Raw genomic sequence first — 11422 nt, forward strand, 5'->3', positions numbered from 1 at the left:
CTCGTCACTCGCTCGGTCAGGCCGAGGCGTCTGCGGAGTTCAGTTCGGCGGCCAGGGCTTGTGCGACGGTGGTGATGGTGCCGTCCTTGAGGAGCTGGACCATGGGCAGCTTGACCTGGTAGCGGCGTTCGATGCGGTTGCGCAGTTCGACGGCCATGAGGGAGTCCATGCCGAGCCGGTTGAGCGGCCGGTTGGTGTTGACGCGTTCGGGGCGCAGTCCCATCACCACGGCGACCTCCTGCTTGAGGAAGTCGAGCAGCTCGCCGCTGGGTGCCGTGTGCCCGGAGACCGGGGCCTGCGGAGCAGGCCGGGCCGCGGGGGCGGCTGGGACGGCGGGTTCGGGGGCCGGTGTGGCAGCAGCTTCCGCAGGTGTGTCAGCCGTCGCCGGCGGAGTGGTGCCCGCCGAGGCGTCTGCGGAGTTCAGTTCGGCGGCCAGGGCTTGTGCGACGGTGGTGATGGTGCCGTCCTTGAGGAGCTGGACCATGGGCAGCTTGACCTGGTAGCGGCGTTCGATGCGGTTGCGCAGTTCGACGGCCATGAGGGAGTCCATGCCGAGCCGGTTGAGCGGCCGGTTGGTGTTGACGCGTTCGGGGCGCAGTCCCATCACCACGGCGACCTCCTGCTTGAGGAAGTCGAGCAGCTCGCCGCTGGGTGCCGTGTGCCCGGAGACCGGGGCCTGCGGAGCAGGCCGGGCCGCGGGGGCGGCCGCAGGGGTGACCGGCGTGGGAACTGGCGCGGGCGTGACCGGGCTCGGAACCGTGGGCTCGGCGACCTGCGACGGCGCGAGAGGCTCGACGCTCGCCTCCTCATGAGCCGGTGCATGCGGCGTCGACCGGTCGCCGCCAGTCAGGTGCTGCAACAGCGGGGCTGTCGAGGCACTCGGATACGCGCGGGCCCAGACGGGCCAGTCGGTCGGCAGCACTGCGGTGTGCACCCGGCCTTCCGCCAGGATCCTGCCCAGTAGCGTCAATCCGTCGGCCGGGCTGAAGGAGCTCATGCCCTGCGGCAGCAGGGTGCGGTCTTCCTGCTGCTCCCTGCGAGCCACCATGCCGACGCTGTCCCAGAATCCCCAGTTGACGACGGTGGCAGGCAGCCCCTGAGCGTGCCGGTGGTGAGCCAGCGCGTCGAGGAAGGCGTTTCCTGCCGCGTACCCGCCCAGCATGGGGGAGCTGAGCAGGGCGGAGCCGGAGGAGAACAGTACGAACGCCTCCACCGAGTCTTCGTGCAACAGCCGGTGCAGGTTCCATGCGCCGGAGACCTTGGCCGCCAGCACTCGGTCCATCTCGGCGGCGGTCATGTCACTCAACGGGGTGTAATCGATGATCCCGGCGGCGTGGAAGACACCGCGAACGGGCGGCCGGCCCGCGCGGCGACGGGACGTGAGCATGGCCCGCATGGCCTGGGTATCGGCCACATCGACGGCCTGATACGTCACATGCACTCCGCGGTCGCGCAGCTGCCTGAGTACGGCGACGGCGTCGGTCTGCGGATGGTTCCCGTCCAGTGCCGCATCATCCTCCGGCAGTGTGCTGCGGCCGGTGAGCACAAGGTGCCGGGCTCCTTGGTCGGCCAGCCACAACGCCAGTTGGCCACCGATCCCGCCCGCACCACCGGTGATCAGGTAGGTGCCGTCGGCGTGCACGGTCACAGCCCGGCCGCGCGGACCGGTTGCCGCAGTGGGCGGCCGGCCGAAAGACAACACGATCTTGCCGGTGTGGCGGGCTTGGGCCATCAGGCGGAAGGCATCTGCGGCCTTTTCGGCCGGGTACACCGTGTGCGGAAGCGCCTCCAAAACACCCTTGTCGACCAGGGCGACGGCGGCCCGCAGCAGCGCTCCCGCACGCGCGGGAACGTGCTGGACCATGTGCACGACGTCGATGGCGTGGAAGGACAGATTGCGGGAGAAGGCGCCCAGCGGCAGCGAGTTGTCGTCGAGGATGTCGCGCTTGCTGAGTTCCACGTAGTGCCCGTACGGGGCCATCAGCGACAGATTCGCTTCGATCGCCTCACCGGTCAGGGTGTTGACGACAACGTCGAAACCCTCCTCGCCGACGGCCGGTTTGAAAGCATCGGCGAAGGCAAGGCTGCGGGAGTCGGCTACCTCTTCGACACCGAGCTCGGTCAGCAGCTCGCGCTTGGCGTCACTGCCGGCGGTGGCGAAGACACGGGCTCCCTTCCAGCGGGCGACGTTCAGTGCGGCACGGCCGGTGCCGCCGGTGGCGGTGTGGATGAGGATCTTCTGGCCGCGCTCCAGGCCGGCCATCTCGTGCAGCGCGTAGTAGGCGGTGAGATAGGCGGCGGGCAGTGTCACGGCCTCGGCCGCGGTCAGCCTGGCCGGCTTGGGCGCGGTGAGGCAGGCACGGGCGACGACCTCGGAGGCCAGTGAACCCTCGGCGATGGCAATGACCTCATCGCCCACCGCGACGTCGGTGACGGCACTGCCGGTCTCACTGACCGTGCCGACACACTCCCAGCCCATGACCGGCGGCTTGTCGTCCTGCCCGGGGTACATGCCCAGACTCATCAGCACATCGCGGTAGTTGACACCGGCGTGGCTGACCTGGATACGGACCTCGTCAGCGGCGAGGGCACGCGAAGGCGTATCGGTCAGACGCAGATCGTCGATGACGCCGGGCGAGGGCAGGGACAGCGCCTGCGACAAGCGGTCGGCGGCCGACGGGCACAGACGGGCTGCCAGGCGCCTTCCATCTCGCAGAGCCATCTGGTCTTCGGAGTCTGCGTGCTGTAGCAGTTCCGCCAGGGCGGCAACGCTGGCCGCCGACCGGTCGAGGTCGACCATGCGCGGGGACAGCGCGGGGGATTCGGCTGCCAGTGTGCGGCCCAGCCCCCACAGCACGGCCTGAACGGGATGGCGTACCCGCTCTGCCGTACCGGCGGCCTGGGCGAGCTGGGTGACCAGCCACAGTGGCGGATGGTCGAGCGGCTCCTTCTCCAGAGCCCGAGCCAGGTACAAGACGCTGTGCCCGGCCAGCAATTGGGCCCGGCGGATCTCGGTGGGCGTGGCGTCCAGGCTGACCTGGGCGTCCAGGGCCCAGAGGTGAATGATGCCGTGACAGGCGCCGTAGCGGGCGACATCGCCCAGGAGTTGTACGAAGTGATCTTCCTTTGACGGGTCGATGCGATAGCGGTCCCCGCCTCCGGCAAGGTGGCCCGCGCCGGCGGTGACGGCCACCACGCGCTGTCCGCGGTCGGTCAGCTCTCGCACCACGGCTCGCCCGGTCGGCCCACTGTCGGTCAGCACCAGCCAGAAACCGTCCCGATGGGTGGTGGCCGTGACGGGAACGGTCAGGGGGGCCTCGTCCCAGGTGAGCGTGTGCAGCCAGGTGTCGAGGTCGTCGCTTCCGGCGGGGGCCGGTGTGTCAGCCATACGGGGTGGTGTCACGGTGTCCTCGGTGTGGGGGTTGAGCAGAGCGGGGGCGTGGCCGGCCAGGTACTGCAGGCGCAGGCCACGCATCTCGGCGATCAGGCGGCCGTCGTCGGCACGGATGTCGATGTCGGCGACGAAGGAGTCCTCGCGCGGGGAGGGCAGCAGCCTGGCGTGGCTGAACAAAGAGGCGGGCGGCTGCTGGTAGAAGCGGATTTCGTCAATGCCCCCGAGGACGAAGACGCCTTCCTCACCGGGAACGGTCAGCGGGCGGGCCGCAGCCATGGCGTGGCCGCTCGCATCGAGGAGCGCCGGATGGAAGTGGTAGCGCGCAAGGCTGTCCACGAGCGCGGCCGGGCAAGCCAGCTGAGAGAGGACCTCGCCGTCCGTGCGCCACAGTTCGGTGATGCCTTGGAAGGTGCCGTTCCACTGGTTCCCGCGGGCTGCGTTCCACGGGTAGAAGTCGCCGGCGTCCTGGTGCTGCGGCAGGCGGGCGCGGATCGCCTGGAGCGGCTCGTCGGGTTGGGGAATGCCGCCGGGCAGGGCACGGGCAGTGGCTTCGGTGTGCAGGATCCAGTCACTGGTGTCGGCGTCCCGGCTGTGGATACGGCAGTGCAGGGAGCCGTTCGGGCGTGGGGTGAGGGTGACCTGGACCTCGGGTGCCGGCCCGTCCTCGTCCAGGAAGAGGGCGCGATGGTAGTGCACGTCGCTCACCGACAGCGCGCCGGAGTCCAACTCGGTGCGCGCGGCAGCGGCGATCAGTTCGAGATGGGCGGTGCCCGGCAGGATGATCGTGTCCTGGATGCAGTGGTCGCGCAGGTAGGGGTTGTCGGCCAGACGCAGAGGGCCCTGCCAGACGCGGGTGGTGCCCTCGCCGCGGACCGACCGGCCCAGCAGCGGATGCGCCGGTTGCCGGGACGGTTCCGGTTCGGCAGTCACCGCGACGGCGGGCGCTGCAGGAGTGGGAGTACGGCTGATCCAGTGGCGGGTGCGCTGCCACGGGTAGGACGGCAGGGGCACGTAGCGGCCCCCTGCGGTCAACGTGCCGAGGTCGAGACCGGCGCCGGCTGTGTGCAAGGCCGCGGCCGAGGTGAGCAGGGCGCTGCGCTCGTCGGAGTGACGGCGCAGACTGCCGACTGCGGTGGTGTCCGTGCCGGTGGCCAGGCGGCTGGTCTCGCGGATACCGGACACGAGCAGCGGGTGGGGGCTGACTTCGATGAACACCGTGTTGCCGAGGTCGAACTGGCCGCGGACCGCGCCGACGAAGTCGACCGGCTGGCGGATGTTGCGCACCCAGTAGTCGGCGTCCATTCCGGAGCCGTCGATCACTTCGTTGAGCAGGGTGGAGTGGAGCGGGATGCGGCCCGCTCGCGGGGCGAGATGGGACAACTCGGTGAGCAGGTCCTCGCGCAGGGCGTCCATCTGCGGGCAGTGTGAGGCGAAGTCGACGTTGACCCTGCGGTTGTCGACGCCGCGGGCGTCGAGTGTGGCCAGCACCTGGCCGAGGGCGTCGACATCGCCGGACAGCAGAGTGGAGGTGGGGCTGTTGATAGCAGCCACCGCCACGGTGTCCTCGTGACCGGCCAGTGCGGCTGCGGCCTCGTCGGCGGGCAGGGCGACCCAGGCCATGGTGCCGAGCCCGGAGAGGCGTTTGGCCAGCCGGCTGCGGCGGCAGATGACCGCTGAGGCATCGGAGAGCGACAGCGCTCCGGAGATGTAGGCGGCGGCGGACTCGCCCATGCTGTGCCCGATGACCACGTCCGGCTCGATGCCCCAGGACCGCCACAGTTCGGCCAGAGCGATCTCCATGGCCCACAGGGTGGGCTGGATGATGTCGAGCTGCTTGAGCCGCTCCTCGTCCGCGGAGTGCAGCAGTTCGATGACCGACCAGCCGGTCTCGGTCCTGATGGCGTCGTCACATGCCTGCATGGCCTGGCGGAAGACCGGTTCTGCCGCCAGGAGTTCGCGGCCCATACCCGGCCACTGCGAGCCCTGGCCGGGAAAGACGAACGCGATCCTCGGCGCCGCTTCGGAGTCGGTGTAGTCGCTGAAGGACAGGCCGGGTTCACTCTCCCCATCGGCGAAGCCCTGCAAGGCGGCAGAGGCTTCGGCGTGGCTGTCGACGGGCAGCGCGAGCCGGGCGTCGTGAGTGGTACGCCGCAGTGCCGAGGAATGGGCGATGTCGCGCAAGGACTGCTGAGCGCCGGGACCGTCGAGGTGGTCGGCCATGGCACGGGCGGCGTCGGTGAGGGCTTCGGGAGTGAGGGCGGACAACACCAGCAGCTCGCTGCGAACGGCCGGCGTCTGCGCGCCGGAGGCGGAAGCGGGAGCGGACGGCTCGGGAGCGGCTTCGAGGACGAGGTGGGCGTTGGTGCCGGAGAAGCCGAAGCTGGACACTCCGGCGATGGCGGGCCGGTCCCCCTCGGGCATCGGTGTGGCCTGGGTGGGAACCGTCAGCGGCAGGTGGTCCCAGCCGACGGCCGGGTTGGGGTTCTTCAGGTGGAGACTCGGAGGAACCGTCTTGTTCTCCAGGCACAGCACGGCCTTGATGAGTCCGGCGATGCCGGCAGCTGCTTCGGCGTGGCCGATGTTGGTCTTCACCGAGCCGACCAGACAGCGCCGGTCGGGCGGGCGGTGCCCGATGATGTCGGCCAGGGCCTGCAGCTCGACCGGGTCACCGACGCTGGTGCCGGTGCCGTGGGCCTCGATGTAGTCGATGTCGGCCGGGTCCACACCCGCGTTGGCGTAGGCGCGGCGCAGTACGTCGCGCTGGCCCTCGACGGCGGGGGTGACCAGGTAGCCGCTGCTCTGGCCGTCGTTGCCGACGGCGGAGCCGCGGATGACGGCCCGGATGCGGTCACCATCGGCCAGAGCGGCCGACAGCGGCTTGAGGATCACCGCACCGACGCCGTCGCTGCGCACGAAGCCGTCCCCGGAGGCGTCGGCGAACTTGCAGCGGCCGTCGGAGGCGAGCATGCCGGCGCCGGAGAAGACGACGCCCTCTTCCGGCAGCAGGACGAGGTTGACGCCGCCGGCGATCGCCAGGGGGCACTCGCCGAGTCGGATTGCCTGCACGGCGTTGTGTACGGCCACGAGCGCGGAGGAGCAGGCGGTGTCGACAGTGAAGCTGGGGCCACGCAGGTCGAAGGCGTAGGACAGGCGGCCGGAGGTGATGGCGCGGGAGGCGGCACCGGTCATGGCGTACAGGTCGAGCTGATCGCGGTCGTCGTACTGCATGTGCCAGTAGTCATTGCCCAGTTGGCCGATGAACACGCCCGTGTCGGTGCCGGCGATGCGGGGGAGGGGCTGGCCCGCGTCCTCAAGTGCTTCGTAGGCGACTTCGAGCAGCAGCCGCTGCTGGGGGTCCATGCGGTCGGCCTCGCGAGGGGAGATGCCGAAGAATTCCGCGTCGAAGGCGTCAATGTCACGGAGCAGGCCGCCCCACCGACTCACCGTGCGGCCGGGTGTGCGGGGCGTGGGGTCGTAGACGGCGTCTATGTCGTAGCGCTCGGGCGGGATGTCCGCGATGGCGTCGCCGCCCTGGAGCAGCATGTCCCAGAGCTGTTCAGGGCTGGTGGCGTCGGCGAACCGTCCCGCCATGCCGATGATGGCGATCGGTTCACTTGCGGTCTCAGCCGCGCGGGTGGAGTCGTGAGGCATGAATGTCCTTCCGGGCATGGCAAAGCCGTTCACTGGTGAAGCAGCACGGAAGAAGCTGTGGCATGGGCGCGGCGGACCGGCAGCAGGACCGGCCCGGTGGCGGGCGCGCACACCGGGACAAACACGTGAGTGGGGCGGGAAAGAGCCGGCTCCGCTGGCTGAGCGGTCATGTGCGGGGCGAGTGCACTGACCGTTCACGGGCCGGGTGCGGCTATCGGCACAGCCGCTGTTCCCCGATGTCGTGGTGGCACTGGATGGATGATCCCTGCGCCGTTATCCCCGCTGTTTCGACATGTATCGAGATTGACCCGACGTGCGGCGTCCGCGCAACGCGGCGCGGAGTGACGCTCGTCACAGTCGGTGAAGGGATGGCCTCTAGTTGACATTCATTGAAGGAGGGGCAAGGCTGGAAGCTTGATTCGTTGTTTGTCTATATAGGCGGTCGTGATGCGCTCGCTCCCGCGTCACCGTCCGAGCCGCCGCGACAGGAGCCGATCCCGATGAGTGACCCCGCCGACCCCGCTGGTGTCGACCGGACCGGCTCCTGCTGTGCCGCGATCGCTGAATTACGGCAGCGGGCAGAGCAGCGCGCCGCGCAGCACGTGCAGGCGGACGGCAGCGAAGACGCCAGTACCTTCTCGCCCGGCCCGTGCGAAATGCCTGTGACTGCCTCCCCGCCCTTCGTGAAAGGACACCGCACCGTGGTTGACCTCAGCCCCGACCGCCTCCCTGTCGCCGTGATCGGAGCCGGCCCCGTGGGCCTGGCTGCGGCAGCGCACCTGGCCGAACGCAGCGTCCCCTTCGTCGTCGTGGAAGCCGGTGACGCCGCGGCGACGGCCGTTCGAGCCTGGTCCCACATCCAGCTCTTCAGCCCCTGGGAGTTCAACACCGACCCCGCCGCACGCCGCCTGCTCGCGGCCGCCGGATGGGACGAGCCCGACGCCTCTGCTCTGCCCACTGGCGGAGACCTCGTCAAGCAGTACCTCCAGCCGCTGGCCGAGTCGCCCGCGCTGGCGCCTCACATCCGCTACGGCGCCGAGGTCACCGCCATCAGCCGTCTGGGCATCGACCGTCTGCGTACCGCCGGCCGGGAATCGGCCCCCTTCGTCCTGCGCCTGGCCGACGGCGAGGAACTGCTCGCCCGCGCCGTCATCGACGCCTCCGGCACCTGGCGCCAGCCCAACCACGTCGGAGCCAACGGCCTGCCCGCCCGGGGAGAGAAGGAGGCCGCCGCCTGGATCAACCACGGCCTGCCCGACGTCTTGGGAGCCGACCGCGACCAGCACGCCGGCCGCCGCACCGTCGTCGTCGGCGCCGGTCATTCGGCAGCCAACACCCTGCTCGCGCTGGCCGAACTGGCCGACAGCGCGCCGGGTACCACCATTGCCTGGGCCATCCGTGGCGCCGACCCGTCCGCATCTTTCGGCGGCGGCAGCGACGACGAGCTACCTGCCCGCGGCGCCATCGGCTCTGGCCTGAAGATGCTCGTGGACACCGGCCGCGTCACTCTCGCCGCCAACTTCCGTACGCATGGCATCCGTTTGCTGGGTGACGATCCCACCCGCGACCAGGTCGAACTCATCTCCCGAGGCCCGGACGGCACCGAGCGAGTCCTCACCGCCGACCGGATCGTCGCGGCCACCGGCTTCCGGCCCGACTACCACATCGCCGAGGAGCTCCGTCTGGAACTCGACCCGATCATGTCCGCGTCCCGCGCCCTCGCTCCGCTCATCGACCCCAACCAGCACTCCTGCGGGACCGTTACCCCGCACGGCTATCGCGAACTCACTCATCCCGAGCCGGGCTACTACGCCGTCGGCATGAAGAGCTACGGCCGCGCCCCGACCTTCCTCATGCTCACCGGCTACGAGCAGGTCCGCTCCATCGCCGCTGCCCTCGCCGGCGACATGGAAGCCGCCCAGTCGGTCGAACTGCAACTGCCCGAGACCGGGGTCTGCTCGGTGACCGCCGGCGGGGAGGCAATCGCCCTGCGTCTGGGCCTGACCAAGGACCAGCACGAGCAGCTCCTTCACGTCACGGCCAAGCACCTGGGCACGTCAGCCACCGCCTCGGAGGCCGTGCTGTCCGCTGCCACAGAACTCGGCATCGACCACACTGACGCCCTGCAACTCGCCGCCTATGCTGCCGAGATGTTCGACCGGCCCGGCGCGCCCGGCTGCTGAGCACCGACAACGCGGTTGTCCCTCCCGATCCGGGAGGGACAACCGCGTCGTCGACGGTCCGGTGTCAGGAGGCGCGGTGCACCTTGTGCTGCGCCGCCTGAGCCCTGGGCCGCACCACCAGGAGGTCGATGTTCACATGAGGCGGTCGGGTCACCGCCCATGTCACCGTGTCGGCGACGTCCTCGGCGACCAGCGGATCGGGGACGCCGGCGTACACGGCGTCGGCCCTGCTCAGGTCCCCGCGGTAGCGGTTGAGGGAGAACTCCTCGGTGTGCACCATTCCCGGCGCGATCTCGATCACCCGCAGCGGCTCCCCGCACACCTCCAGCCGCAACGTCTCGGCCAGTACGTGGGCACTGTGCTTGGCGGCACTGTAGCCGCCACCGCCCTCGTAGCAGGTGAACGAGGCCGTCGAGGAGATGACGACCACCACTCCGTCGCCGGACGCCTTCAGGCTCGGCAGCAGCGCCTGGGTCACGTGCAGTGCCCCGACGACGTTCACCTCGTACATCGACCGCCAGTCGCCGGGATCGGCGTTCTCGATGTGCTCCGTTCCGTAAGCGCCGCCCGCGTTGTTGACCAGTACGTCACACGCCGGCAACTGCTCGGCGAAGGCGAGGACCGCCTCTCGATCGGTTACGTCCAAGGGGGCGACCCGAGCCGCTCCGCCCTCGTTCCTGATCTCTTTCGCGACGGACTCCAGACGATCGGTCCGGCGTGCGGTCAGGACGACCTCGAAACCGTCGCGAGCCAGTGCTCGTGCGGTTGCCGCACCGATCCCGCTGCTGGCTCCCGTGACGACGGCCGTCCGCACAGGCCCATTCGTATTGGCGGTGCGCACGTCTGTCATGCTTCCCCCAGCTAATGATTAGATACATATCTAATCAAGCGATCTTGGCAGGAGGTGGAACTGGTGTCAACATAGATGCATGTCGAAGCTAGCGCAGATGGCGGCCGCCGCCTCCGCCCCGCCCTGTTGTCCGTCTCTCACGGACCGTGAGCTGACCGACGAGGAAGCGGAAGTCACCGCCGCCATGTTCAAGGCGCTGGGAGACCCGGTGAGGCTGCGCTTGTTCTCCAAAGTCGCCTCCCACCCCGACCGGGAAGCCTGTGTGTGCGACATCGCCGATGTCGGAGTCTCCCAGCCCACGGTCAGCCACCACTTGAAGAAGCTCCGTGAAGCGGGCCTGCTGCTGTCCGAGCGGCGTGGCACCTGGGTCTATTACCGGGTCGCTCCCGCAGTCCTTTCCGCACTGTCCGGATTCCTCGCCGCTCGCGACTGAAGTGCCTCCCGGTGCCGGCGAGCCCTGTCGTGTGTGGCTGAGCCCCGCCGCGCCGCACGAACCCGAGGCGTGCCCCACGGCTTGCCGCTGAGCCGCGCTCGTATGATGCGTGGCGGCGCTTCGGCGTGTCCCCAACGCCGTGCGGGCATCCCCCGCACCTGCCCTCCGAGGGATTCGACCTTCCCGAGTTCCGGGAAGTGGTTGACACCTGCCGTAGATCGACGCCAAGCTGATTCTTGATTCGGCAACAGTCGATATAGCGAAGTCGTGATGGTCCCTTGTAGCGTTGCCATAGCCGCCGCGTCATCCATCTGGCGCATCGATGCGCACGGGACCTCCGCCCCACTGATCACCGGCACGTCGCCACTCTGGCCGCGTCTCCCCGTCTCCGTCGGTTCGCCTGTTCACATCGCCCCTGCGTGAGAGGACTCGCACATGACCAGCACCATCCTCACCACTGCTCAGGCCCACCCCAACCACATCTTGCGGAGCAACGGCAGCCGCCCCGCGGAGCCCAACATCTTCCTGGCAGGCGGGAAGGACATCCCTGAGGATCTGCGGGCGCACCGGGTCGAACACTTCGCGGAGCGGGTCAAGTTGCAGGTTGAGAACCGCTTCGAGCATTTCGAGGCAACCACCGAAGTGCGACACGTCGACGGTCGTTCCCTGCGTGTCTACGGCTGGATATACCGGACTTACATGGCCGAGTAGGCGGTTCACCGCATCACAAGCGTGGCGGACCTGCGGCGGCGGTCCCCGCCCTCGGGCGGCCCCGCCGGCCTCCTTTACAACCTGACGCTCAACGAAAGGCCTCTCCACACCATGGCGCGCGAGTCGGGCAGTGCCCGGACCACCGAGAGTGGACTGCCCATCGAGCCGGTCTACGGGCCGGAGGCTCTCGAGGGCTGGGA

5 protein-coding genes are annotated in these 11422 nt (G+C 69.3%); 3 read left to right on the top strand and 2 right to left on the bottom strand.

The window, feature by feature from the left end:
- Nucleotides 1-16: 16 nt before the first annotated feature.
- Nucleotides 17-7045: an SDR family NAD(P)-dependent oxidoreductase gene (locus tag ACIF9R_RS33960; RefSeq protein ID WP_399986272.1), complete on the bottom strand. Its 7029-nt coding sequence runs from the start codon at nt 7043-7045 to the stop codon at nt 17-19.
- 701 nt (nt 7046-7746) lie between these two features.
- Between ACIF9R_RS33960 and ACIF9R_RS33965 the strand changes: the two genes are divergently transcribed.
- Nucleotides 7747-9228, top strand: a complete 1482-nt coding sequence (locus ACIF9R_RS33965; protein WP_399986273.1) for an FAD-dependent oxidoreductase — start codon at nt 7747-7749, stop codon at nt 9226-9228.
- Between the two features lie 64 nt (nt 9229-9292).
- Here ACIF9R_RS33965 and ACIF9R_RS33970 read toward each other — a convergent pair whose 3' ends face one another.
- Nucleotides 9293-10078, bottom strand: coding sequence for an SDR family oxidoreductase (locus ACIF9R_RS33970; RefSeq protein WP_399986274.1), 786 nt, complete (start codon nt 10076-10078; stop codon nt 9293-9295).
- A gap of 79 nt (nt 10079-10157) precedes the next feature.
- On the opposite strand from ACIF9R_RS33970, the gene ACIF9R_RS33975 reads away from it, so the two are divergent.
- Entirely contained in the window at nt 10158-10511 is a 354-nt protein-coding gene (locus tag ACIF9R_RS33975) for an ArsR/SmtB family transcription factor (RefSeq protein ID WP_399986275.1), read from the top strand.
- Nucleotides 10512-10946: 435 nt separating this feature from the next.
- The gene (locus ACIF9R_RS33980; RefSeq protein WP_399986276.1) at nt 10947-11222 is read left to right on the top strand and encodes a DUF5988 family protein; all 276 of its coding nucleotides are present in this window, start codon (nt 10947-10949) and stop codon (nt 11220-11222) included.
- Nucleotides 11223-11422 lie beyond the last annotated feature (200 nt).

The sequence above is a fragment of the Streptomyces sp. NPDC086080 genome, assembly GCF_044540255.1.
GTDB lineage: Bacteria > Actinomycetota > Actinomycetes > Streptomycetales > Streptomycetaceae > Streptomyces.

Coding starts and splice junctions, on each gene's coding strand:
- ACIF9R_RS33960 (WP_399986272.1), bottom strand. CDS start 7,045: ATGCCTCACGACTCCACCCGCGCGGCTGAGACCGCAAGTGAACCGATC.
- ACIF9R_RS33970 (WP_399986274.1), bottom strand. CDS start 10,078: ATGACAGACGTGCGCACCGCCAATACGAATGGGCCTGTGCGGACGGCC.
- ACIF9R_RS33975 (WP_399986275.1), top strand. CDS start 10,158: ATGTCGAAGCTAGCGCAGATGGCGGCCGCCGCCTCCGCCCCGCCCTGT.
- ACIF9R_RS33980 (WP_399986276.1), top strand. CDS start 10,947: ATGACCAGCACCATCCTCACCACTGCTCAGGCCCACCCCAACCACATC.